Origin of the sequence: Bradyrhizobium sp. BR 10261, from assembly GCF_019455395.1 — a bacterium.
Classification (GTDB): Bacteria; Pseudomonadota; Alphaproteobacteria; order Rhizobiales; family Xanthobacteraceae; genus Bradyrhizobium; species Bradyrhizobium manausense.
Map to the genome: position 1 here is coordinate 37309 of NZ_JACOFQ010000026.1, position 23478 is coordinate 60786.

22 protein-coding genes are annotated in these 23478 nt (G+C 63.5%); 20 read left to right on the top strand and 2 right to left on the bottom strand.

Annotated elements, in window-relative coordinates:
- The first annotated feature begins 35 nt into the window (after window positions 1-35).
- From nrdR to HYH07_RS26865, 16 genes are all read left to right on the top strand, one after another.
- A complete protein-coding gene (gene nrdR, locus HYH07_RS26790; RefSeq protein WP_057756398.1) occupies window positions 36-518 on the top strand; it encodes a transcriptional regulator NrdR in 483 nt (160 codons plus the stop codon).
- Complete coding sequence (gene ribD, locus HYH07_RS26795; protein WP_220005304.1) at window positions 515-1663, top strand: bifunctional diaminohydroxyphosphoribosylaminopyrimidine deaminase/5-amino-6-(5-phosphoribosylamino)uracil reductase RibD; 1149 nt, start codon at window positions 515-517, stop codon at window positions 1661-1663. Before nrdR ends, ribD begins: the two co-directional genes overlap by 4 nt.
- 1 nt (window position 1664) lies before the next feature.
- A complete protein-coding gene (locus HYH07_RS26800; RefSeq protein WP_220005305.1) occupies window positions 1665-2273 on the top strand; it encodes a riboflavin synthase in 609 nt (202 codons plus the stop codon).
- 88 nt (window positions 2274-2361) lie between these two features.
- Window positions 2362-2853 (top strand): 6,7-dimethyl-8-ribityllumazine synthase, encoded by a 492-nt coding sequence (ribH, locus tag HYH07_RS26805; RefSeq protein ID WP_220005306.1) that lies wholly within the window; start codon window positions 2362-2364, stop codon window positions 2851-2853.
- 3 nt (window positions 2854-2856) lie between these two features.
- Complete coding sequence (gene nusB / locus HYH07_RS26810) at window positions 2857-3369, top strand: transcription antitermination factor NusB (RefSeq protein WP_220005307.1); 513 nt, start codon at window positions 2857-2859, stop codon at window positions 3367-3369.
- 174 nt (window positions 3370-3543) lie between these two features.
- Entirely contained in the window at window positions 3544-4533 is a 990-nt protein-coding gene (gene thiL / locus HYH07_RS26815) for a thiamine-phosphate kinase (RefSeq protein WP_220005308.1), read from the top strand.
- Between the two features lie 109 nt (window positions 4534-4642).
- Window positions 4643-5251 carry a hypothetical protein gene (locus HYH07_RS26820; protein ID WP_220005309.1) on the top strand — a complete coding sequence of 203 codons (609 nt, stop codon included), beginning with the start codon at window positions 4643-4645 and terminating at the stop codon, window positions 5249-5251.
- Between the two features lie 253 nt (window positions 5252-5504).
- Window positions 5505-7625 carry a sodium-translocating pyrophosphatase gene (locus HYH07_RS26825; protein WP_220005310.1) on the top strand — a complete coding sequence of 707 codons (2121 nt, stop codon included), beginning with the start codon at window positions 5505-5507 and terminating at the stop codon, window positions 7623-7625.
- Window positions 7626-7910: 285 nt separating this feature from the next.
- Window positions 7911-9119, top strand: coding sequence for a bifunctional 2-polyprenyl-6-hydroxyphenol methylase/3-demethylubiquinol 3-O-methyltransferase UbiG (locus tag HYH07_RS26830; protein WP_228749783.1), 1209 nt, complete (start codon window positions 7911-7913; stop codon window positions 9117-9119).
- Between the two features lie 2 nt (window positions 9120-9121).
- Window positions 9122-10672: an amino acid adenylation domain-containing protein gene (locus HYH07_RS26835; RefSeq protein ID WP_220005311.1), complete on the top strand. Its 1551-nt coding sequence runs from the start codon at window positions 9122-9124 to the stop codon at window positions 10670-10672.
- Between the two features lie 35 nt (window positions 10673-10707).
- Window positions 10708-12186, top strand: coding sequence for a hypothetical protein (locus tag HYH07_RS26840; protein ID WP_220005312.1), 1479 nt, complete (start codon window positions 10708-10710; stop codon window positions 12184-12186).
- On the top strand, window positions 12183-12455 hold the full coding sequence (locus HYH07_RS26845; RefSeq protein WP_220005313.1) for an acyl carrier protein: 273 nt from the start codon (window positions 12183-12185) through the stop codon (window positions 12453-12455). The genes HYH07_RS26840 and HYH07_RS26845 overlap by 4 nt, the downstream gene beginning before the upstream one ends.
- Window positions 12456-12830: 375 nt before the next feature.
- The gene (locus HYH07_RS26850) at window positions 12831-13718 is read left to right on the top strand and encodes a helix-turn-helix domain-containing protein (RefSeq protein ID WP_220005314.1); all 888 of its coding nucleotides are present in this window, start codon (window positions 12831-12833) and stop codon (window positions 13716-13718) included.
- A gap of 134 nt (window positions 13719-13852) precedes the next feature.
- Window positions 13853-15502: an NAD(P)/FAD-dependent oxidoreductase gene (locus HYH07_RS26855; protein WP_220005315.1), complete on the top strand. Its 1650-nt coding sequence runs from the start codon at window positions 13853-13855 to the stop codon at window positions 15500-15502.
- Between the two features lie 23 nt (window positions 15503-15525).
- Window positions 15526-16581, top strand: a complete 1056-nt coding sequence (locus HYH07_RS26860) for an alpha/beta fold hydrolase (RefSeq protein WP_220005316.1) — start codon at window positions 15526-15528, stop codon at window positions 16579-16581.
- 113 nt (window positions 16582-16694) lie between these two features.
- Complete coding sequence (locus HYH07_RS26865) at window positions 16695-17846, top strand: FIST N-terminal domain-containing protein (RefSeq protein WP_220005317.1); 1152 nt, start codon at window positions 16695-16697, stop codon at window positions 17844-17846.
- Between the two features lie 313 nt (window positions 17847-18159).
- Here HYH07_RS26865 and HYH07_RS26870 read toward each other — a convergent pair whose 3' ends face one another.
- Window positions 18160-19173, bottom strand: a complete 1014-nt coding sequence (locus HYH07_RS26870) for a tripartite tricarboxylate transporter substrate binding protein (protein ID WP_220005318.1) — start codon at window positions 19171-19173, stop codon at window positions 18160-18162.
- Between the two features lie 128 nt (window positions 19174-19301).
- Window positions 19302-19787: an outer membrane protein assembly factor BamE gene (locus HYH07_RS26875; RefSeq protein ID WP_220005319.1), complete on the bottom strand. Its 486-nt coding sequence runs from the start codon at window positions 19785-19787 to the stop codon at window positions 19302-19304.
- Window positions 19788-19885: 98 nt separating this feature from the next.
- On the opposite strand from HYH07_RS26875, the gene HYH07_RS26880 reads away from it, so the two are divergent.
- The 4 genes from HYH07_RS26880 (at window position 19886) to HYH07_RS26895 (ending at window position 23355) form a co-directional block, all read left to right on the top strand.
- Complete coding sequence (locus tag HYH07_RS26880; RefSeq protein WP_220005320.1) at window positions 19886-20440, top strand: ubiquinol-cytochrome C chaperone family protein; 555 nt, start codon at window positions 19886-19888, stop codon at window positions 20438-20440.
- On the top strand, window positions 20437-21018 hold the full coding sequence (locus HYH07_RS26885; RefSeq protein ID WP_220005321.1) for a DUF177 domain-containing protein: 582 nt from the start codon (window positions 20437-20439) through the stop codon (window positions 21016-21018). Before HYH07_RS26880 ends, HYH07_RS26885 begins: the two co-directional genes overlap by 4 nt.
- Before the next feature lie 298 nt (window positions 21019-21316).
- Window positions 21317-22378, top strand: coding sequence for a phosphate acyltransferase PlsX (gene plsX, locus HYH07_RS26890; protein ID WP_220005322.1), 1062 nt, complete (start codon window positions 21317-21319; stop codon window positions 22376-22378).
- Window positions 22375-23355 carry a beta-ketoacyl-ACP synthase III gene (locus HYH07_RS26895; protein ID WP_220005323.1) on the top strand — a complete coding sequence of 327 codons (981 nt, stop codon included), beginning with the start codon at window positions 22375-22377 and terminating at the stop codon, window positions 23353-23355. The genes plsX and HYH07_RS26895 overlap by 4 nt, the downstream gene beginning before the upstream one ends.
- Window positions 23356-23478: the final 123 nt, after the last annotated feature.

The following is a 23478-nucleotide window of genomic DNA, read 5'->3' on the forward strand; positions in this document are numbered from 1 at the left end:
TTTCCGGATCATGCTCTAGGGATCAAGGTACTCGGATGCGCTGCCCGAACTGCAACAGTCTCGATACGCAGGTAAAGGACTCGCGTCCGACCGAGGATTCTTCCGTCATCCGCAGGCGGCGCGTGTGCATCGCCTGCAATTTCCGCTTCACCACCTTCGAGCGCGTGCAGCTGCGCGAGCTCACGGTGATCAAGCGCAACGGCCGCCGCGTTCCGTTCGACCGCGACAAGCTGATGCGCTCGGTGTCGATCTCCTTGCGCAAGCGGCCGGTCGAGCCTGAAAGGGTGGAGAAGATGGTCTCCACCATCGTGCGCGAGCTCGAGACCGGGGGCGAAGCCGAGATCTCGTCCGAGGTGATCGGCGAGACCGTGATGGAGCATCTGCGCACGCTCGACGACGTCGCCTATGTGCGCTTTGCCTCCGTCTATCGCAATTTCCGCGAGGCCAAGGATTTCGCCGACGTGCTCGGCGAGCTCTCCGGCGAGGAGGAAGCGCGGCTCGCCGCGATCCGCAAATGATCTTCCGCATCCTGGAAGATCAGTTCGCCGCGAGGATCCGCGAGTCCAAGGATTCGGATCGCCGCTTCATGCAGCTGGCGCTGGCGCTGGGCCGGCGCGGGCAGGGACGCACCTGGCCCAATCCGGCCGTTGGTGCCGTCATCGTCAAGGACGGCGTCATCGTCGGCCGTGGCTGGACGCAGCCAGGGGGACGGCCGCATGCGGAGCGCGAGGCGTTGCGGCGTGCAGTCGAGGCGGCGCGCGGCGCCACACTTTACGTCACGCTCGAGCCTTGCTCGCATTTCGGCAAGTCACCGCCATGCGCCGATGCGGTGATCGCGGCGGGCGTCAAGCGCGTGGTGGCGGCGATCGAGGATCCCAATCCTGAAGTGGCGGGGCAGGGCCATGCGCGCCTGCGCGCCGCCGGCATCACCGTGGATGTCGGCCTGTGCGCGGCGGAGGCCGCGTTCGACCACGCCGGTCATTTCCGCCGTATCCGCGACAAACGTCCGCATGTGATCCTGAAGCTCGCGGTCTCGCCCGACGGCAAGATCGGCGCTGAAGGCGGCAAGCCGCTCGCGATCACGGGCGAAGCCGTGCGCGATCGCGCGCATCTGTTGCGCTCGCAGAGTGATGCCATCCTCGTCGGCATCGGGACGGTGCTGGCGGACGATCCCCAGCTCAATTGCCGCCTGCCGGGCATGGAAGGACGTTCTCCGGTGCGCATCGTCCTCGACCAGAATTTGCGAATTCCCGCCTCCAGCCAGCTTGTTCGTTCTGCGCGCGAAACGCCGCTCTGGGTGATGGCTTCCGAGCTTGCCGAAGCAGCCGCCGCGACCCGCCTTGGCGCGGCCGGTGCGCAAATCATGCGCATGCCGCCCAATGGTGCAATCGGGCTCGACCTGCCGGCCGTGCTGCGCGCGCTCGCCGAGAAAGGCATCACGCGGCTGATGGTCGAGGGCGGCAGCCGCGTCGCGGCCGCCTTCGTGTCCGCCGACCTCGTCGACGAGATCTGGCTGTTCCGCGGAGCGGAAGAGGTGGGTGCGGGCGGGGTCGATGCGCTCGATGCATTGCCCCTGTCGAAAATCACGCAGTCGCAGGCCTACAAGGTTCATGCTAGCGAGACATTCGGCCCCGATACTCTCACCATCTACGAGCGCGCCTAGCATGTTCACCGGCATTGTCACCGATATCGGCGAGATCATCAGCTTCAAGCCCGTGGCGCAGGGGCAATTGCACCGCCTGCGCATTGCCTGCAGCTACGACCAGACCACCATCGCCGATGGCGCCTCGATCGCCAACAACGGCGTCTGCCTTACCGTGGTCGCGTCCGGTGTCGCCGACGGCAAAACCTGGTTCGACGTCGATGCTGCCGCCGAGACGCTGGCGCTGACGACGGCGAAGCATTGGAAGCTCGGCACCAAGCTCAATCTCGAGCGTGCGCTCAAGATCGGTGACGAACTCGGTGGCCACATCGTCGCCGGCCATGCCGACGGGATTGCGACCATCATGAGCCGCGAAGACCTGCCCGACATGGCGCGGTTCGAGCTCTCGACGACGCGGGAGCTGGCGCGTTTCATCGCCACCAAGGGCTCGATCACGCTCGACGGCGTCTCGCTGACGGTCAATTCGGTTGAGGATACGACCTTTTCGGTGCTGATCATTCCGCATACGCTCGAAGTCACGACGATCGGCGGCTGGAAGGCGGGCAGCGAGGTTAATATCGAGGTCGATCTGATGGCCCGCTACGCGGCGCGGCTGACGGAAATGAATTGACCGGCGAAGCCGGATTTGCGCTTTAAAACTTGGCTTACGCGGCCGCGGCGACTACATAACGCGCCGACCCAGTAGAACGGATTGAACGATGGCTGACGCGCGGCGCGCACCCCTGAAGGACCAGACCGACATTTCCGGCGCACGGGCGCTTGTCGTCGAGGCACGGTTCTATGACGATCTCCAGGACGCGCTTCTGGACGGCGCGGTCGCGGAGCTGAAGGCGGCGGGGCTGACCCATGACATCATCACGGTTCCCGGCGCGCTGGAGATTCCGGCCGCGGTCGCCATCGCAGTCGATGCGGCTGCGGCGAACGGCAAGCCCTATGACGCGGTGATCGCGCTCGGCTGCGTGATCCGCGGCGACACCATTCATTTCGAGATCGTCTCGCAGGAATCCTCTCGCGCGCTGATGGATCTGGCGGTTTCGCGAAAACTGCCGCTCGGCAACGGCATCCTCACTGTCAACAACGAGGAGCAGGCCTGGGCGCGGGCGCGCGCCAGCGAGCTCAACAAGGGCGGCGATGCCGCACGCGCGGCGCTTGCGATGCTGCGCATCAAGCGCCGCCTGGCGCGGGCCTGAGCCATGTCTGATCCTAAGAAAACGGCTGACATCAGGAAACCGGCTGCGCCCGCCGAGAAGAAAGCCAACCGGCGCGGCGCGGCGCGGCTCGCGGCCGTTCAGGCGCTGTACCAGATGGACATCGCCGGCGCCGGCATCAACGACATCTTTGCCGAGTTCGAGAGCCACTGGCTCGGCAACGAGGTCGAAGGTGACACCTATCTGCCGGCCGAAGCCGCATTCTTCCGCGACGTCGTTTCCGGCGTCGTGCGCGACCAGAAGAAGCTCGATCCCTTGATCGACGAGGCGCTGTCGAAGGGCTGGCCATTGAAGCGGATCGAGGCGATCCTGCGCGCGGTGCTGCGGGCAGGGGCCTATGAGCTGCAGCATCGCAAGGACGTGCCGGGCCGCGTCGTGGTGTCCGAATATGTCGACGTCGCCAACGCCTTCGTCGACCGCGAGGAGACCGGCATGGTCAATGCCGTGCTCGACCAGATCGGCCGTCAGTTTCGCGGTGATGAGTTCGGGCGGGGGTAGGACGGGCGTAGGGCGGTGAATTGATGCGATGCTGCTGCCCCATATTCCGGTGTCATGCCCCGCGAAGGCGGGGCATCCAGTACGCCGCGGCCTATCGACTTCACATGACCGTCTCTGGAATACTGGATCGCCCGGTCAAGCCGGGCGATGACAGTTGTGTGTGGGGTTGACGCGATGACCACGCCGCACAACCCTTCCGCCGAAGACTCCCTCATCGCGCGCTATTTCAAGCCGCTCGCGACTGATCCGGGTGCGTTCGGATTGGTCGATGACGCAGCGATCCTGTCCACATCGGGCGACGACATCGTCGTCACCACCGACGCCGTGGTCGAGGGTGTGCATTATCTTGCCACCGATCCCCCTGATACCATCGCGCGCAAGGCGCTGCGGGTGAACCTGTCCGATCTTGCCGCCAAGGGCGCTTCACCGGCCGGCTTCGTGCTGACGCTGGCGCTGCGCAGCAAGGAGGATGCCTGGCTGAGACCGTTCGCGGATGCTCTCGGCGAGGACGCCAAGAGCTTTGCGTGTCTGCTGCTCGGCGGCGACACGGTGTCGACGCCGGGACCGCAGATGATCTCGATCACCGCCTTCGGCCGCGTGCCGAAAGGGCGGATGGTCGGACGCACCGGCGCAAGTCCGGGTGACCTTATCTTTGTGACGGGGACGATCGGTGACGCCGCCCTTGGCCTCGATGTGCTCACGGGCGGTGCGGCCGCTGCGGCGCTGACGGACCCGGCTGCGCGGGACTATCTGGTCGATCGCTACCGCGTTCCACGGCCGCGCAATGCGCTGGCGAAGGTCGTGCGCGACCATGCGAGCGCGGCAATGGACGTGTCCGATGGACTGGCGGGCGATCTTGCCAAGCTCTGCGCCGCCTCTGGTGTCAGTGCCGTGGTCAATGCGCACCAGGTCCCGGCGTCGCCGGCCGCCGCCATCGCGATCTCCGCGGTCGGGTTCGAGAAGCTGGTGTCGGGCGGCGACGACTATGAGATCCTGTGCGCGGTTCCGAAGGGACGCAGCGCAGCCTTCTCGCGGGAGGCCGAGCAGGCCGGGGTCCAGGTCACGATGATCGGTACCATCCTTGCCGGCCAGGGGGCGCCGCAATGGATCGACGCACAAGGCCGCGAAGTCACGCTGCGGCGATTGTCCTACAGCCATTTCTAGGCTTGGATACCACGTGAGATCGGCAGCTTAAGGCCAGCCTCTCGCAATCCCCGCGAAAGCCTGCGGATGTATCAGCGCCGAGAGATGGGCGGCTGAGGGATATGTTTCGATGACGGCGGTCATTTCGGGGGCGGGCGCGGCGCCGGCGGCTCAGGAGCGCGCGTGCGGAAGCTGCACGCTCTGCTGCAAGGTCTACAACGTTGTCGCGTTCGGCAAGCCTGCCGGCACGTGGTGCTCACATTGCGAGCCTACCCTCGGCTGCGCCATCCATGACAGCAGGCCAGGCGAGTGCGCGGCGTTCGATTGTCTCTGGAAGACCATGCCGGCGCTGCCCATGCACTGGAAGCCCGATCAGGCGAAAATGGTGCTGACGGTGCACCCCAAGACCAACAACATCCAGGTCGTGGTTGATCCCGACCTGCCATCGGCCTGGACGCGGCAGCCTTATCACAGCCAGTTGCGCGTGCTGGCGAAGAGCAACATGGCGAAAGGCCATCTTGTGATCGTGTTCGTCGGCGAGCAGGCGAGGCTGATCCTACCCGATCAGGAAGTGCCGCTCGGTGTCCTCACGCTCGACCAGGTCATCTCGGTGACGCTGGAGGCCGGCGCGAGCGACAGCGTCTACGAGGTCAAAATCTTCAACCGACGTACGAGTGCTGACGGGCAGACGTTGGAATTGGCGTCTTCATCCCGGCATCCCGTGGGGGCGGCAGCTTAGGCCGAGCCTGCCAAACGTAGCGGCCGGCTGCATCGGAGCTGCCGGCCCCGGCGCTTGGGATTAAGTCTAAATACTTGCCGAGATCGGCTTTTTCGCCCCTATACGGCGTTGCACCCTCAATTTGATTTTGGCAAGCTTGTGGCCGACTAAAGCCGCCTGCGGGCGGCTTTGTTCAAAATCAAGGCGCCGCACCGCACGACGGACAACAAGAGGCGCCGGGGGTCGTACATCAAGGATCTGAGGCAAAAATCAAATGACAGCATTATGGTTGATAGTGCTCTGCGGAGTGCTTTCCGTCGTCTACGCGATTTGGGCGACGTCTTCGGTGTTGAGTGCGGATGCGGGGTCGCCGCGCATGCAGGAGATCGCGGCAGCGGTGCGTGAAGGCGCACAGGCCTATCTCCGGCGCCAGTACACCACGATCGGCATCGTCGGCATCGTCATCTTCGTGCTGCTCGCCTATTTCCTCGGCCTTTATGTCGCGATCGGTTTTGCCATCGGCGCCATCCTGTCGGGAGCCGCCGGCTTCATCGGCATGAACGTCTCGGTCCGCGCCAATGTGCGCACCGCCCAGGCCGCGACGACGTCGCTCGCCGGCGGCCTCGAGCTCGCCTTCAAGGCGGGCGCGATCACCGGACTTCTGGTGGCCGGTCTCGCACTGCTCGGTGTGACCCTGTATTTCGGCTTCCTGACCCATTCGCTGAAGCTCGCGCCCGACAGCCGCACCGTGGTCGACGCCATGGTGGCGCTCGGCTTCGGCGCCTCGCTGATCTCGATCTTCGCCCGTCTCGGCGGCGGCATCTTCACCAAGGGTGCTGACGTCGGCGGCGATCTCGTCGGCAAGGTCGAAGCGGGCATCCCGGAGGATGATCCGCGCAATCCGGCGACCATCGCCGACAATGTCGGCGACAATGTCGGCGACTGCGCCGGCATGGCGGCCGACCTGTTCGAGACCTATGCGGTGACTGCGGTCGCCACCATGGTGCTGGCTGCGATCTTCTTCGCCAAGACGCCGATCCTCGCCAACATGATGACGCTGCCGCTCGCCATCGGCGGCATCTGCATCATCACCTCGATCATCGGCACGTTCTTCGTCAAGCTCGGGCCGAGCCAGTCGATCATGGGCGCGCTGTACAAGGGCCTGATCGCAACCGGCATCCTGTCGCTGATCGGCATCGCCGTGGTGATCTATTATTTGATCGGCTTCGGCAAGCTCGAGGGCGTCGACTACACCGGCATGGCGCTGTTCGAATGCGGCGTGGTTGGCCTCGTCGTCACCGCGCTGATCATCTGGATCACCGAATACTACACCGGCACGGACTATCGTCCGGTGAAGTCGATCGCCCAGGCCTCGGTGACCGGTCACGGCACCAACGTGATCCAGGGCCTCGCCGTCTCGATGGAAGCGACCGCGCTGCCCGCGATCGTCATCATCGCCGGCATCCTGGTCACCTATAGCCTCGCCGGCTTGTTCGGCATCGCGATCGCGACCGCCACCATGCTGGCACTGGCCGGCATGATTGTCGCGCTCGATGCGTTCGGTCCGGTGACCGACAACGCCGGCGGCATCGCCGAGATGGCGGGCCTGCCGAAGGAGGTGCGCAAGTCGACCGATGCGCTCGATGCGGTCGGCAACACGACCAAGGCGGTGACGAAGGGCTACGCGATCGGCTCCGCCGGTCTCGGCGCTCTCGTCCTGTTCGCGGCCTACAACCAGGACCTCAAGTTCTTCGTTGCAGACAGCGCGCACCACGCCTATTTCGCCGGCGTCAATCCGGACTTCTCGCTCAACAATCCTTACGTCGTGGTGGGCCTGCTGTTCGGCGGCCTGCTGCCGTATCTGTTCGGCGCAATGGGCATGACCGCCGTGGGGCGTGCGGCCGGCGCGATCGTCGAGGAGGTGCGGCGCCAGTTCCGCGAGAAGCCGGGCATCATGCAGGGCACCGACAAGCCTGACTACGGCAAGGCGGTCGACCTGCTGACGCGCGCGGCGATCAAGGAGATGATCATCCCCTCGCTGCTGCCGGTGCTGTCGCCGGTCGTCGTCTACTTCTTGATCTACGCGATCGCGGGCGGCGGTGCCGCCGGCAAGTCGGCGGCATTCTCGGCCGTCGGCGCCATGCTGCTCGGCGTGATCGTGACGGGCCTGTTCGTCGCGATCTCGATGACCTCGGGCGGCGGCGCCTGGGACAACGCCAAGAAGTACATCGAGGACGGCCACTTCGGCGGCAAGGGCTCTGATGCCCACAAGTCGGCCGTGACCGGCGACACCGTCGGCGATCCCTACAAGGACACCGCGGGTCCCGCAGTGAACCCGATGATCAAGATCACCAACATCGTGGCCCTCCTGCTGCTGGCGATCCTGGCGCACTGAACCACGAAACCGGCCTGAAGACGGTGACCCCCGCGGCGCAGGCTGCGGGGGTTTTGTTTGGGCGAGGGGCCAGGCGTCCGCCCGTTAAGCGGCCCGGTTCCGGAGCTCTCGTCTTTAAGGTTGCTTAACCCGCTGCGCTCTAGATTCTAGCAAGGCTTTGGCGGCATTTTAGCGAATTTCCGTAGCACGCGCGTTTGGGTCCTCTCATCCCGTCTGCGGCGCGATGCGCTCTCAACATGATCCGGCGCTCGTTGCCCTGGCGGCTGGCTGCAAGAGGAGGTTCGGTTGCGTGCACCCCCAATGAACGAGATTGAGCGTGCACTGGCGGCGCATCCGGACGTGACGGATGCCGTCATCTGCGCCGAGGAGAGCCCCGATGGCCGCCAGTTCAAGCTCGCATTCGCGGCTGTTGCTCCTGACCGCCTGAGCGCCGGCAAGTCGAAACACCTTCAGGCCGAAACCGATCGCAGGGTGACGCAATGGCGTCGGGCCTTCGATCAAGTGTACCGCCATGGCCCTGACAGTGTTGCGCCGTCGTTCGTGGGCTGGACCAGCAATTTCACCAACAAGCCCATTCCCGAAACCGAGATGATCGATTGGCTGGATTGCACGATCGAGCGTATTCGCGCTCTCGGTGCGAGGCGGATATTGGAGGTCGGGTGCGGGGTTGGGTTGCTCGTCGAAAGGCTCGCGCCTGGCTGTGAGGTGTATTGCGGGACCGATCTCTCACCGGTCGCTGTTCACCGATTGCGCGCGTTCGCGCAGTCGAAGGCCGAGCTTCGGCATGTCGAATTTCTCGAGCGGGAGGCCACTGATATCGGCGGCTTGTCGCCGCAATCGTTCGATGCGGTGGTGATCAACTCGGTCGTGCAGTACTTCCCCGGCATCGAATATCTGCACAGGGTCCTGGAGCAGGCCGTCAAGCTGGTGGCTCCTGGTGGCCACATCTTCGTCGGCGATGTTCGCAACCTCGAGCTCTTGCCGGTCTTTCACCGTGAGGTCCAATCCGCAAAAGCCCCGTCGGGTGTCACCCCGGCATCGCTGGAGCGCAAGATCACGCTGGCGATCGCCCAGGATCGCGAACTGGTGATCCACCCCGAGTACTTCGAAGGCATCCCCGAATTCATCCCGCAGATTTCGGGAGCCGAGATCCAGCTCAAGCGCGGATCGAGCTACGAGCTGATCCGGTATCGGTACGATGCGGTGCTGCGCGTCGATCCCGAGGCTGCTTCTGCGCGCGGCAAGAGCCGTGACCTCGCCCCGCAAACGGAACCCTGGATCAGGGCGGGGAGGCCGTTGGCGACCGACCCGATGGCTGCCGCGTTCCTCCAGCAACTCGGCATGGAGCTCAGCGATGCGCTGCGAGGGCAATTCCGCCAGGAGACATTGCCTGCGGCCGTGATTGCACTGAGCCAGCGCGATTTTGCCGCCATCATGCCGGCGCCGTCGATCGTGCCTGATGATCCTGCCAACCATGAGCGGGTCGAGGCATAACGATGGTCGCCCATAATCTGGCGCTGCATTTCGAAGCGGTTGCCGCGGCCTCGCCGGAGGCCGTCGCCCTGATCTGCGAAGGCGACAGCCTCACCTTTGTCGAGCTCAACAAGTTCGCAAACCGGCTGGCGCGATGGCTGACATCGCAGGGCGTGGACAAGGGCGCCGTCGTCTGTCTCGAGCTGCCGAAGATGGTCGAAGCCTATGCGCTCGCCATGGCTTGCATCAAGATCGGAGCGCCGTACGCGTTCCTGGATCCGGCCGCTCCCGCGGAGCGCGCCCGGCTGATGCTGGAGCGATGCCGCCCGGCGCTGATCGTCAGCGTGCGCGAGGGAGTTGGCACCCGCGCATTGATCGGCGACGCCGATGCCCGTGCGGCCCTGCGCGATGCCGTGTCGCGGCTTGACGAGGCCAACCTGCCGCAAACCGCTGTGATCACCGGGGTTGATCCCGCCTACGTGATGTTCACGTCGGGCTCGACCGGTGAGCCGAAGGGCGTGGTCATCCCCCATCAAGGAGTGCTGCACCTGATCGATTGGGCGAAGCACGATCTTGGCATCGGACCCGGCGACCGGCTGACGAACGTCAATCCGATCTACTTCGATAATTCAGTCTTCGATATCTATGCCGGATTGCTCAACGGCGCGGCGATCGTTGCGCTCGACGCGCTGAAGGGACGTCCGCCCGCGGCGCTGGTGTCGGAGATCACGAAGCATCAGTGCACGTTCTTCTTCGCGGTGCCGACGCTGTTCATGTTCCTGGACTCCATGCACCTGCTCAGTCCCGATTGGCTGCCGAGCGTCAGCCGGTTTATGTTCGGCGGCGAGGGATTTCCGCTGGCGCGGCTTCGCCGGTTCTACGACGCGTTTGCCGGCAAGGCGAAGCTGATCAATTGCTACGGCCCGACCGAAACAAGCTGCATCTGTAGCGGTTTCGAGATCGTCGAATCCACCTTTGACACCTCCGACGGGTTGGCTCCGCTGGGGCGGCTCAATCCCAATTTCAGCTACCGGATTCTGGACGAGGACCTGAAGCCGGTGCCCGCGGGCACCGCGGGCGAGCTGTGGCTCGGAGGTCCGGGCGTTGCGCTTGGCTACATCAACAATCCGCAAGAGACGGCCCGCCGCTTCCGCCAGGATCCGTTGATCGAGGGCTATCGATCGATCCTTTATCGCAGCGGTGATCTCGTCGAGGCCGAAGCTGGATCCGGTGTGCTCCGCTTTCGTGGCCGGGCCGACAATCAGGTCAAGCTTCGGGGCTACCGGGTCGAGCTCGAGGAGATCGATCACGCCCTCGTCGCGTGCAAGGGCGTCACGCGCGCGCTCGCTGTGGTGCTTCAGGATGCCGGCGGTGCAACCCGGCTGCTGGCTGCCTATGCGGGTGCAAGACTGCCGGAGAGCGAGCTGCGCCAGCACTGCGCCGCGCATCTTCCCGCCTACATGGTACCGGGCAGGTTCATCTGGCTGGAAGACATTCCCGTCAACGCCAATGGCAAGGCAGACCGGCGTTCGGTGGCGTCCCTGCTTGGTGAAGCCGTCGCAAGGGCCTCGTAGATGCCAAAGCCCGCAGCGTCCACGCGCGTTGTCCGATGAGCGTCGAGAGCCAGCCCTATGATGGTGCGACCACGGGTGTGCTCGCGAAGCCGTCGTGGCGGCTGATTCCTCAAATCGATCGTGACCCGACGCTTGTGGCGGGAGTGCAGGAGGCCCATGGACGCGTGGTGCTTTGCTGCGGGGTCGGGCTGCTGGCGGTGCTGTTCTGGCAGATCGGCATCGACTTCTCGGCCGCCGGTCTGGCGCTGGCCTGCGCCTACGCCGGGCGATACCGGCGCGTCCTGATTTTTCTTGCGACCTCGCTGCTGCTTTGGCGCAGCGGCTTCCTGGTCGACCGCACGTTTCTCGCCCGGCTCGCAATCGACGAAGGCGTCGCGGACCGGATCGATCAGCCATTGGTGTCGGCGGCCATGGTGGCCGTAACGTTCGCGCTGTTCTCCGTATTGCTGGCCATGCAGGGATCGGGAGCCATCGTGCTCCGTCGCCCGACGCTCGGCCTGTTGATCGCATTCCTGGCGCTCGTCGTCGTAACGCAGGCCAGTTTCACGGCCGGCACACCGCGTGTTCTGCTCTGGTCGTTCCTGATGACGTTCCAGCCATATCTGTGGTTCCTTGCCTACGGTCTGGTCGACGCGACCAAGGAGCGAGCTCCGGTGTGGCAGCACCTCGGCGTCTTTCATCCCTTTTGGGGAGCAACGCTGACCCCATTCGGGAAAGGACTGTCCTACCTTCGTCGTTTCGAGGCCAAGACGTCGGAGGAGCTCGCGGTCACGCAGCTCAAGGGCGTCAAGCTTGCGGCCTGGGTCCTGATCCTGGCGATCGGCAAGATCTGCTTCGGCGAACTCGTCCACGGTCAGTTACGGCTTCCGATGTTCGACGACAATCTGCTGCAGTATCTCGCCGGTCATCCACAGCCACGCCTGGTGGGGTGGGCAAGCGTTGTGGTCTTTTTTGTCGACGACCTGCTGAGCATGACCGTGTTCGGCGGCGTCATCGTCGCAACGGCGCGGCTTGCCGGCTTTCGGCTGTTGCGCAACACCTATCGTCCCCTGCAGTCGGCGACGCTCGCCGAGTTCTGGAACCGCTATTACTTCTACTACAAGGAATTGCTGGTCGATCACTTCTTCTACCCCACCTTCGTGCGCTGTTTCCGCGGCCATCGCCGGCTTCGCATGTTCTTCGCCACCTTTACTGCGGCCTGTGTCGGCAATTTGCTGTTCCATTTCATTCGCGACATTCACTTCGTCGGTGAGATGGGGCTTTGGCGCGCCGTGGTCGGCGAACAATCCCACGCGTTCTACACGTTCGTCCTGGCTGTTAGCGTGGGACTCTCGCAGATGCGCCGCGTGCCGCAGCCGGCCCCGAAAGGGTGGCTGCGCGGCCGCTTGCTGCCTTGCCTGTGGGTCTCCGGCTTCTTCTGTGTCATTCACATCTTCGATGCACCGTTGGACCGTGAGCACTCGCTCTGGCAACGCGCCGAATTCCTGTTCTATCTCCTGGGAGTCACGACATGACCACGACAGAGCGCCCCGAAGTCAGATCGCGGATGCGGCACTACATCACGCAGCGCCTCATCATGAAGGGCGATATTTCGCCGCTCAGTGACGACGATCCGCTGTTCACCAGCGGGCGTCTCGATTCCCTCGACGCGGTCGAGCTGATCATGAGCATCGAGACCGATTACGGGATCAATTTCTCCGACATCGGTTTCGACCTGACGCGCCTGGACTCGATTTCGGCGATTGCCGCTCTGGTGCAGCAGCCGTCGGCCGAGCCTGCCTAGGACCAGATCGGAAAACAGGTCGGAGGTGCGGCACAGCGTTGCGTTGCCCATCCGAGGAGCTACTGCACGTCTATCTGCAATCCCTCCTCCTGCTGGATGATGCCGGAATTACGGGAATTGCGGTACAGTCCAGCACCGTCACCTCAATATCCTGGTCGCGTTTCAAGCCTGCAGGTCTCCTGCCTATTGCTGCTTTCCAAAACCGGAAGGATCTGCCGCAACTGCTTGTGCACATGCCGTTGAAGTTGGCTCGCCCGGTGCAGAGGATACAGCGAGCGCGCGCCACGCCCGTTCAGGGCGGCTTGACAGTTACAAACCTGCTGTTGACAATAGTTCGTACAGGTGCCCGTCTGTCCGCGACGATGGAAAAATCCCATGGCACTGCTCATTCGACCGGAAGAACTTCCGCGGTGGGTACCGGGCGAGCTGCTGCGCTGCAGTACCGGTCAAGGCTGGAAGGGTGTTGAGCTGCGGACCTACCGCTATCGTGGTCTCGACGTCCCAGTGCCCGCGATGGCCGATTTCATGATCGTCTCTTACAAGCGCGGCAGCACTATGATGGAGCGGCGTTTCGAGGGGCGTTGGACCCGGACTGAGTGTCACCCGGGGGACGTTTCGCTGTTGACCCGCTCGCAGGCCTCACACTGGCACTGGACCGAGCAGATTGAGGTCTCGCATGTTTATCTCTCGGACGCCGTGGTTTCCCGCGTGGCTGCCGACGTCCTCGAGCGACCGATCGCTGCGGTGCGGCTACACGACATATTGCGCACGCAAAGCTCGATCGTGACCGAAGTCGTCGAGGCGATATCTCGCGAAGCCGGCGGCAACGGCATCGGCGGTGCGTTATACGTCGACGCGTTGAGCACGCAGCTTGTCGTCAATCTGCTTCGCAACTTTGCATCGGTTCAGTTTGTCGACAAGTCGGGCAGGGGCGAGCTGCCGCCGGCAACACGCAAGCGCATTGTCGACTACATCGAAGCCCGAATCGATCAGGCGCTCTCGCTCGAGGAACTCGCCGAAGTCGCCTCGATGGGCGTATGGACGTTCGGGAAACGCTTTCGCGCCTCGTTTCAAAGTAGCCCCCACCAATACGTCGTCGATCGCCGGCTCGAAAAAGCGCAGCAAATGCTGGCTCTTGGTCGATTGCCGCTGAAGGCGATCGCGTCGGAATGTGGCTTCGCCGATCAGGCCCATTTGACACGCGTCATGCGCGCACGGCTGGGGCGGACACCGGCCGCCCTGAGGGACGGCAGCTCTCGCTAGCGCTCCTTCACCTGATCCTTCAACAGACACACCGGTTCATTCAAGACGAGGTTGCACGTCGCTTCTAACGTTCCTCCCCACGCCGAATGGTCATTCGGTCGCTCAAGCGGCCGATACAAAAGAGGGGAAACGTTATGGGCACCTTGTTGGAGCCGACACATGCGCCGCGTGCGGACGCACCGACAACGCGGTTGGACGCGCTGGTCATTGGCGCCGGGATCGCCGGCCTCTATCAGTTGTATCGCCTGCGCGAGATGGGACTGAACGTCCGCGCCTACGATACGGCATCGGGGGTGGGGGGCACCTGGTACTGGAATCGCTATCCGGGGGCGCGCTTCGACTCCCAGGTCGAGGTCTACCAGTATTGGTTCTCCGAAGATCTGTACAGGGCCTGGAAGCCGAGCGAACGATTTCCCGCGCAGCCCGAGACCGAACGCTGGCTGAACTTCGTCGCGGATCACCTCGACTTGAAAAAGGACATTCAATTCAACAGCCGCATCGCCTCAGCGCACTATCGCGAGAAGGACGGCCGCTGGACGGTCACGACGGACGCTGGAGAGAAGATCGACACTCAGTACGTCCTCGCCTGTTGCGGCATGCTCTCGGCCCCGCTCGTCGACCGCTTTCCCGGCCAGTCGACGTTCCGAGGTGAGATCCACCATACGGGACGATGGCCGAAGGCCGGCGTCGATCTCAAAGGTAAGCGCGTCGCGGTGGTCGGCACCGGTGCGACCGGCATCCAGGTCATCCAGACCATCGCCTCCGACGTGGCCGAAATGAAGATCTTCGTGCGGACGCCGCAATACGTGGTTCCGATGAAAAATCCGCGATACAGCCAGGCCGAATGGGACGTTTGGGCCGGTCAATTCCACGACCTGAAGAAGCGCGTCCGTTCGACCTTCGCCGGCTTCCATTACGACTTCGAGAACCGTCCGTGGGCGGAGCTGACGCCCGGAGAGCGCACGGAGGTGCTGGAAAAGTTCTGGAAAGAAGGCTCGCTATCGATGTGGCTCGCGACCTTCCCGGAGATGTTCTTCGTCGAATCGGTCAGCGCCGTCGTGTCCGACTTCGTACGGGGCAAGATGCGTGAGCGCCTGCGCAACGACCCGAAACTGTGCAACCTCCTGATCCCTTCCGACTATGGCTTCGGCACGCATCGCGTGCCGCTCGAGAACGGCTATCTCGAGGTCTATCTGCAGGACAACGTCGAAGCAATCGACTGCCGGTCCACGCCGATCGAGTGCATCGTACCGGAGGGTATCCAAACCTCCGACGGTAAGGTTCACGAAGTCGACGTCATTATCCTCGCTGTCGGTTTCGACGCCGGATCCGGCGCGCTGAGCCGGATCGACTTCCGCGGCCGCGACGGTCGTTCGCTGAAGGAACAATGGAAGCAGGAGATTCGTACCGCCATGGGCCTCCAGGTCCATGGCTATCCGAACCTGTTTACGACAGGCGCGCCGCTCGCACCTTCAGCGGCCCTCTGCAACATGACCACTTGTCTGCAGCAGCAAGTCGACTGGATCACCGACTGCATCGGCTACGCGCGAAAGCAAGGTAAGCAAACGATCGAGGCCACGCGGGAGTTCGAGGACAATTGGGTGAAGCACCATGACGACACCGCTGCCGCGACGCTCGTGATCAAAACCGACTCTTGGTACATGGGCTCCAACGTCGACGGCAAGCCGCGCCGGCTGTTGTCCTATATCGGGGGCGTCGGCAACTACAACAGACAATGCGACGAGCTGGCCGCCAACGGCTATCCCGGTCTCGCGATGAACTGACTCCAGGCCGAAGGAAAATTCAAATGAGCAACAATCCCTATTACGGGCCCGAAGGTCACGGCCCCTACGAGATGATCGACATCGGCGACCTGCCGCTCGAGGATGGCGGCACCATTCCCAACTGTAAACTCGCCGTCGCTACACACGGCGCGCTCAACGCTGCGAAGGATAACGCCATTCTCGTTCCCACCTGGTATTCGGGCACGAGCAAGATCATGGAGCAGGCCTATATCGGCGCGGGCCGGGCGCTCGATCCTGCGAAGTACTTCATCATCGTGGTCAACCAGATCGGCAGTGGATTGTCGACATCGCCGCACAACGCCAGTGGGGCGATGGCTGGACCAAATTTCCCGAAGATCCGCATCGCCGACGACGTTCGCGCCCAGCATCGGCTGTTGACCGAAAAGTACGGGCTTCAGAGCCTGGCACTCGTGGTCGGCGGCTCGATGGGCGCGCAGCAGACCTATGAGTGGGCCGTGCGCTATCCGGAATTCGTCAAGCGCGCGGCGCCGATCGCCGGTACGGCGAAGAATACCGAGCACGACTTCCTCTTCGCGGAGACATTGAATGAGGCAATCACGACCGATCCGGGCTTCCGCGAAGGGCGCTACGACTCGCCGGCCGACGTTGCCGCGGGCCTCAAACGACAGGCGAAGCTCTGGGCCGTGATGGGTTGGAGCACCGACTTCTTCCGCGCCAACAGGCACAAGGCGCTGGGTTTCGAAACCGTGGAGGCCTTTGTCGACACCTTTATGACCGGATACTTCGCGCCGATGGACCCGAACAATCTGCTGTCCATGGCGTGGAAGTGGCAGCGCGGCGACGTCAGTCGCAACGCCGAGGGCGACCTTGCTGCTGCTCTCGGGCGTATCAAGGCGAAGACATTTGTGATGCCGATCAGTCACGACATGTTCTTCCCGCCGGCCGATTGCGAGGCCGAGCAGCGGCTCATTCCGGGAAGCGAGTTCCGCCCGCTGGCCAGCATCGACGGGCACCTGGGTCTATTCGGCACCGATCCGCAGATGCTCGCACAGCTCGACGCTAACCTGCACGAGTTGCTTGCCACACGAGTAAACTGAACGGTCGCATTCGCAGCCGCCTTTCGAAGGGATCAAGCTCAATCAGAGAACCAAAGCGCGATGATGATTCAATCGGAATTCATCGCGCTTCAGCAGCCAGGCTTCTCACTCCGATGCTCAATCGATGCCCATCTGGTGTTGTAGCGGTCGAGACGAAAGCGTCTACCGCCGCGGGTGCGGCGGCGGAACTGGCAAGCGTTCTCCCGGCCAGTGGGCTTGCGGCGGTTCTAGTGTTTGTTTCGCCTTGTTACGACCCGCAACGGTTTGCGGCCGAAATGGCAGCCCGCTTCAATGGCACGCCAGTCTTCGGTTGCACGACCGCCGGCGAGATTGCGCTGAACGGATGGGATGACAACAGCATCGTCGCGCTCGCCTTCAGCGCAGCCGACTTCGACGTGACTGCTCACCCCATCCTGGGGCTCTCGGATTTTCGCATCGAAGACAACAGCACTCTTGGCCCAGATATTCGGCATCGCTTCTTCCGACAAGACGGCAATGCCGATGGCGAGCGCTGTTTCGGGCTCTTGCTCATCGATGGCATGTGCCAGCGGGAAGAGGTCGTATTGGCGGCGGTGTATGCCTCGCTTGATCATATCCCGTTGGTTGGCGGCTCGGCCGCAGATGGCCTGCGATTTGAGCGTAGCTGGGTCTACTTCGGGGGCCGCGCCCATACAGACGCGGCGGTGCTCCTTGTGTTTAGGACGTCGTTGCCGTTCCTCATCTTCTCTTGCGACACTTGGGAGCCCAGCACGGAAAAAATGGTAGTAACGGAGGCTGATCCAGATCGACGCACTGTCAGTGAATTGAATGCCGAGCCCGCAGCAGCCGAGTATTCTCGCATGGCCGGCCTCGCCGGCGGCGTACTCGATGTGACTGCATTTGCATCCCATCCAGTGCTCGTACGGATCGGCGATGCGTATTACGCGCGCTCGATACGCCGGATCGATGCGGACGGCACGCTACATTTTGCCGCCGCCATTGACAAAGGCCTCGTGTTTACAGTGGCCACACTGCGTGACCCGATCGATCCGACCAGTGATCTTTTCGCGCAAATCCATGAAGAAATCGGGGAGGTCGCTCTCTACATCGGTTTCGAGTCCGTTCAGAGGCGCTTGGGCGTCGAGCATCAATGCGATCGCGACATGTCCGAACTGTACCGGGCCCATCGCGTGTTTGGATGCAATACCTATGGTGAACTGTATGGCCCGATGCACATAAACGGGACGCTCACCGGTGTGGCGATCGGCACGCCCCGTGTGAAGTAGGTGCGCTGTTTTGCCCGACGCGTCAATCGAAATTCGTAAAAGACGAATATGCCATGACCTCGAACTGCAATTGCTGCGCGATTTCTGCGCGTTGGCCAACCTTGTCGCTGATTTCCTCGACGCGGCAATAGCTTGATCGCATGGACACCGTGCCAGGCTGCGAGGTGCCTCTACTGTGCATGGGGTTGTTTTTCACGTTCTGTCGGGGGGCGTGTTGGCGCACTGAACTGCGCAAACGACGAGATAAAACCCCGTGGCGCTTTTGTTCGGTCGGCGATATCTCCCATCCCGTCATTACGAGCACTGCGAAGCGTCACTGCACGTCCATCTGCAATCCTTCCTTCTGGATGATGCCGGCGAATTTCTTCGTCTCGGCCTCCACGAAGTCCGCGAACTGCTGCGGCGTGCCGTAGTCGGCGCGCGCACCCATGGCGGCGATGTTCTTCCTGATGTCGTCGCGCTCCAGCATCGCCTTGATCTGGAGATTGAGCGCCTCGAGCACGGGCGCAGGCGCGCCCTTTGGCAGAAACACCGCGAACCAGGACGACACGTCGAAATTCGCAAGCTCCGGCGCACATTCGCGCATGGTCGGCAAGTTTGGTGCGAGCTCGCTGCGCTCTGTCGTGGTGACGCAGAGGCCGTTGAGCGTGCCGTTCTGCACCTGCGGTAGGCTCGGATAGAGATTGTCGAACAGGACCTGGATGTCACCGGCGAGCGCGGCCTGGAGCGCGGGGCCGGCGCCGCGGAACGGGATGTGCGTCATCTTCAGCCCGGTGAGCTGAAGGAACCAGGCGCCGGTGAGGTGAGGGCTCTGGCCGACGCCTGATGAGGCGTAGCTCAGCTTGTCCGGATTGGCCTTCAGATAGGCGATCAGCTCCGTGACCGACTTGATGCCGGTCTTCGGATGCGCCGACACGATGTTGGGGATCCGGATCATGTTGGAGACAGGCTGGAGCTGGTCCGGCTTGTAGGTGAGGTTTTTGAAGATGCTGTAGGCGATCGCGTTCGGGCCGGGGTTGCCGATCAGGATGGTGTGACCATCCGGCTTGGCGCGCACGGCCTCGGCGGTCCCGATCGTGCCGCCGCCGCCGGAGCGGTTTTCCACCACGGCCGATTGGCCCCAGGCGGTTTGCAGATGCGCAGCCAGGAGCCGGCCCATCACGTCGGTCGAGCCGCCGGCCGCGGCCGGCACGATGATGCGGACGTTCTCGGTCGGCTTCCAGTCGGCAAGGCTCGATCGCGGCAGGATCGCTGCGGCCGAGAGGCCCGCGGCCCCCGCAAGCACGCGACGACGGGACAACAATCTGTTCTGAAGTCTCTTGGGCACGAATCCACTCCCGGCTTCTTGTTTTGCTGGGAGCGTAGGGAACCTGGTGCGCAACGGCAAGTCGCGGGCGACGATGCGCGCCGTGCGGAGAGCGTCACGACGCCGCAGGCGAACAGCTCAGCTCGATCTCAGTTGAAGCTGAGCAGCTTGAACAGCGGCGTGAGGTAGCTCATCTCCTGGCCCGAGGTCGGCGTGGTGCGGCTGATGGAGTCGAAAATCTTGCCGTCCTGCAGGCCGTAATTCGCAAGCCGGCGCACGCGCCGGTTCTTGTCGAAATAGATCGCGATCACGCGCTGATCGACCACCTTCTGATTCATGAAGGCGACGGGGCGCTCCGAGCGCTGCGAGATATAATAGAACACCTCACCGTCCAGGGTCGCGACGGTGGAGGGGGTGCCCATCACGATCAGCACCTGGTCCTGGCTCGCGCCAATCGGAATCTGCTCGAGCGCACCCGGCGGCAGGATGTAGCCCTTCTGGAACTGCTCGCCGGTGCAGCCTGCGAGCGCGGCGCCAACCAGGGTCACGGCCGCGAGCATGCGCAGGCCGCGCCAGCATGCGTTAAGGCCGCGCCGCCGGGTTGCGCGCAGGCTGGTCTGGTTCGTTATCGTCATAGCGGAACTGATTCCGTCCCCTTGCGTCGCGCGAGGCGCTGAAGTACCGGGCTGGGCGTCTGAATGCAACTCGCGCGCGCCCGCTTGCGGAAACCACAATGCTTTGGCCGTTCAATCACTTCAGGAAACCCCGGCTCGCCCCGGCCGGCACCATTGAAGCCATCTATGGCATGATCGTGACGCAGGCGCGAGAACCCATATTTTACCGGGACTTGGGCGTGCCTGATACGGTTAACGGCCGCTTCGACCTGTTACTCCTGCACCTCTGGCTGTTGCTGCGGCGGCTGCGGGCTGTCGTCCAGGGCGGTGCGGAGTTGTCGCAGGCCCTGTTCGACCGCTTTTGCGAGGATATGGACGACAATCTGCGCGAGATGGGCGTGGGCGACCAGTCCGTTCCGAAGCGGATGAGGGCCTTCGGCGAGGCCTTTTACGGCCGCGTCCAGGCTTACGACCAGGCGATCGAGGCCGGCACGGAGGCGCTGGCGCAGGCGATCTGCAAGAATATCTTGAATGGCTCAGGGCTGGATCAGGCGCGTCGGCTCGCCGGCTACGCGGCGGCGGCTGATGCCGATCTCGGCCAGGCCGGCGATTCCGCCCTTTTGCAGGGCTCCTTCAAATTTCGCGCGCCGCTTCGGGAGGGTGAGACGTCATGAACCGATCGATGGCCGGGTCCGAGCCGGATCCCTGGCGTTCACCCGTAACGGTGGCACAAATTCCCGATACCGGGCTCCACCGTGAGCTCGAAGCCTCGGCAGCCGAGCGTCGGGCCATGGCGGAAGTCGCGGGCCTGCGCGACGTCCTGTCGGCCCATGCCGATTTCGACGTCGAGCCGAAGAGCGGCGGCCGGGTCCAGGTCACGGGCCGGGTGCGCGCCCGGATCGGTCAGACCTGCGTGGTCACGCTCGATCCGATCGAGAGCGAGATTGACGAGGAGGTCGATCTGACCTTTGCCCCGGAGGCCGAGACGCGGCGGCTGGAGGATCTGATCGAGGAAGGGCGGGACGACGAGGGGCCGCCTGATGTCGCCGATCCGCCCGAGGCGATCGTCAACGGCATCATCGACCTCGGCCGGATTGCGACCGATGCGCTGTTCCTGGCGATCGATCCATACCCCCGCAAGCCAGGTGCCGTGTTTGAGGCAGAGGTCGCCGCGCCTGATCCCGAGGACCATCCGTTCGCGGCGCTGAAGGCGCTCCAGGACAACAAGCGGGGCAAGAAGAAGGGCAAATAGCTGGGCATTCCCCGTAAGACCGCCGTCCTGCGTCGTGTGAGGTCCTTGCCGGACCGGTTTGAAAGTCCGCATCATCCATTTGATTATTATGATATTTTCTTGAATTCGAGCGCCCGCGATCAGATCGCCCTTAGTCCAAAAGGCTGGGGGCAAGAGGTTGTTTCGGGATAACAAAACGCTATTGTCGCGCCCCGGTCCGGGTGCGGCGTGGCGCTTGGCCGGTCGCCATTGTCCATGGCGAATCCATTTTGCGGCCCGTCCGTTCAGGACCGTACCAGACCAGGTTTCCGGGACTTTTATGCCAAGCAAGGTTCGCATCGCGCTGGACGCCATGGGGGGCGACGACGGCGCTGCCGTGGTCATTCCAGGCGCAGCCATTTCCCTCGCGAGGCATCGGGACACCGAATTCCTGCTGGTCGGGGACCGCGCCAGGATCGAGCCCGAGCTCGATCGGCATCTGGAGCTCAAGGCCGTCTCGAGGATCGTTCACACCGACGTTGCCGTCAGCGGCTCGGACAAGCCGAGCCAGGCCCTGCGGCGCGGCCGCAAGACCTCCTCGATGTGGCTCGCCATCGATGCGGTGAAGAAGGGGGAGGCCGATGTCGCGGTCTCCGCCGGCAACACCGGCGCGCTGATGGCGATGGCCCGGTTCCATCTGCGCACACTGCCTGGGATCGACCGCCCGGCCATTTCAGCGATCTGGCCGACCACGCGCGGCCAGACTGTCGTGCTCGATCTCGGCGCCACCATCGGCGGCGATGCGCGCCATCTGGTGGCGCTCGCGGTGATGGGCGCAGCCATGGTGAGCGTGGTGTTCGACAAGAAGCGCCCCACGGTCGGCCTCCTCAATATCGGGACCGAGGAGATCAAGGGGCACGAGGAGATCCGCGAGGCCGCCGAAATGCTGCGCGCGATGGACCTGCCGGAACTCGAATATATCGGCTTCGTCGAGGGGGACGGCATCGGCAAGGGCATGGCCGATGTGATCGTGACCGAGGGCTACAGCGGCAATATCGCGCTCAAGGCCGCCGAAGGAACCGCGCGCCAGATGGCGGACTTACTCCGTCACGAGATTCAGCGGAGCTGGCTGGCCAAGCTCGGCTATCTGTTTGCCCGCAATGCCTTCCAGGCCCTGCGCGACAAGATGGACCCGAACAAGTCGAATGGCGGCGTGTTGCTGGGTCTCAACGGACTGGTGGTCAAGAGCCACGGCGGAATCAACGCCGAAGGCTTTGCCTATGCGATCGATGTTGGCTATGAGATGGCTCACTACGATCTCCTGAACAAGATCAATCAGATGCTCAACCGCGAGGGTGGTGCACTCAATTCCGTGCAGACCGCGCAGGAGGCTGTTTCGTGACTCAGATTCGTTCGGTCGTGCTCGGCTGCGGCTCTTATTTGCCGGAGCAGGTGGTGACCAACGCCGAGTTGGCGGCGCGTATCGACACGTCCGACGAATGGATCGTGCAACGCACCGGTATTCGCGAACGGCACATTGCCGCCGAGGGCGAATTCACCTCGCATCTTGCGATCGAGGCGGCGCAGGCCGCGCTCGCCGATGCCGGCGTGGATGCGCAGTCGATCGAGCTGATCGTGCTCGCGACCTCGACGCCTGACAACACCTTCCCCGCAACGGCCGTCGCCGTCCAGCACGCGCTTGGCATCAACCACGGCGCGGCCTTCGACCTGCAGGCGGTGTGCTCGGGCTTCGTATTTGCGCTGGCGACCGCCGACAATTTCCTGCGCACCGGCGCCTACAAGCGCGCGCTGGTGATCGGCGCCGAGACCTTCTCGCGCATCCTCGACTGGAACGACCGCGGCACCTGCGTGCTGTTCGGCGACGGCGCCGGCGCGGTCGTGCTGGAGGCGCAGGAGCAGCCGGGCAAGGCTGCCACCGACCGTGGCGTGGTGACGACGCATCTGCGCTCCGACGGCCGGCACAAGGCCAAGCTGTTCGTCGACGGCGGGCCGTCCTCGACCCAGACGGTCGGTCACCTGCGCATGGAGGGCCGCGAGGTCTTCAAGCATGCGGTCGGCATGATCACCGACGTGATCGTCGACGCCTTCCAGGCAACCGGGCTCAATGCCGACAGCATCGACTGGTTTGTGCCGCACCAGGCCAACAAGCGAATAATCGATGCCTCGGCCCACAAGCTCCATATCGCGCCGGAGAAGGTGGTGCTGACGGTCGACCGCCACGGCAACACCTCGGCAGCCTCTATACCGCTGGCGCTGGCGGTGGCGCGCAAGGACGGCCGCATCAAGCGCGGCGACATGGTTCTCCTGGAAGCCATGGGCGGCGGCTTCACCTGGGGTTCCGCGCTGGTGCGCTGGTAAAGCCACATCAGATAAAATTTTGCCGGAATTTGCGCCTTATATCGATGCGTCTGCATTGATGAGCGGTGTTGACCGCCGTATTGTAAGCTCCTAATTTCAGACAACAATTGTTCGCCGTGATGT

Bases quoted from the DNA above. Each gene is read 5' to 3' on its own strand.
- HYH07_RS26825 (WP_220005310.1), top strand. From the start codon at position 5,505: ATGACAGCATTATGGTTGATAGTGCTCTGCGGAGTGCTTTCCGTCGTC.
- HYH07_RS26820 (WP_220005309.1), top strand. From the start codon at position 4,643: ATGACGGCGGTCATTTCGGGGGCGGGCGCGGCGCCGGCGGCTCAGGAG.
- HYH07_RS26865 (WP_220005317.1), top strand. From the start codon at position 16,695: ATGCTCAATCGATGCCCATCTGGTGTTGTAGCGGTCGAGACGAAAGCG.
- HYH07_RS26875 (WP_220005319.1), bottom strand. From the start codon at position 19,787: ATGACGATAACGAACCAGACCAGCCTGCGCGCAACCCGGCGGCGCGGC.
- plsX (WP_220005322.1), top strand. From the start codon at position 21,317: ATGCCAAGCAAGGTTCGCATCGCGCTGGACGCCATGGGGGGCGACGAC.
- HYH07_RS26835 (WP_220005311.1), top strand. From the start codon at position 9,122: ATGGTCGCCCATAATCTGGCGCTGCATTTCGAAGCGGTTGCCGCGGCC.
- nusB (WP_220005307.1), top strand. From the start codon at position 2,857: ATGTCTGATCCTAAGAAAACGGCTGACATCAGGAAACCGGCTGCGCCC.
- HYH07_RS26880 (WP_220005320.1), top strand. From the start codon at position 19,886: ATGCTTTGGCCGTTCAATCACTTCAGGAAACCCCGGCTCGCCCCGGCC.
- HYH07_RS26800 (WP_220005305.1), top strand. From the start codon at position 1,665: ATGTTCACCGGCATTGTCACCGATATCGGCGAGATCATCAGCTTCAAG.
- nrdR (WP_057756398.1), top strand. From the start codon at position 36: ATGCGCTGCCCGAACTGCAACAGTCTCGATACGCAGGTAAAGGACTCG.
- HYH07_RS26850 (WP_220005314.1), top strand. From the start codon at position 12,831: ATGGCACTGCTCATTCGACCGGAAGAACTTCCGCGGTGGGTACCGGGC.
- HYH07_RS26845 (WP_220005313.1), top strand. From the start codon at position 12,183: ATGACCACGACAGAGCGCCCCGAAGTCAGATCGCGGATGCGGCACTAC.
- HYH07_RS26855 (WP_220005315.1), top strand. From the start codon at position 13,853: ATGGGCACCTTGTTGGAGCCGACACATGCGCCGCGTGCGGACGCACCG.
- HYH07_RS26860 (WP_220005316.1), top strand. From the start codon at position 15,526: ATGAGCAACAATCCCTATTACGGGCCCGAAGGTCACGGCCCCTACGAG.
- thiL (WP_220005308.1), top strand. From the start codon at position 3,544: ATGACCACGCCGCACAACCCTTCCGCCGAAGACTCCCTCATCGCGCGC.
- ribD (WP_220005304.1), top strand. From the start codon at position 515: ATGATCTTCCGCATCCTGGAAGATCAGTTCGCCGCGAGGATCCGCGAG.
- HYH07_RS26840 (WP_220005312.1), top strand. From the start codon at position 10,708: ATGAGCGTCGAGAGCCAGCCCTATGATGGTGCGACCACGGGTGTGCTC.
- HYH07_RS26885 (WP_220005321.1), top strand. From the start codon at position 20,437: ATGAACCGATCGATGGCCGGGTCCGAGCCGGATCCCTGGCGTTCACCC.
- ribH (WP_220005306.1), top strand. From the start codon at position 2,362: ATGGCTGACGCGCGGCGCGCACCCCTGAAGGACCAGACCGACATTTCC.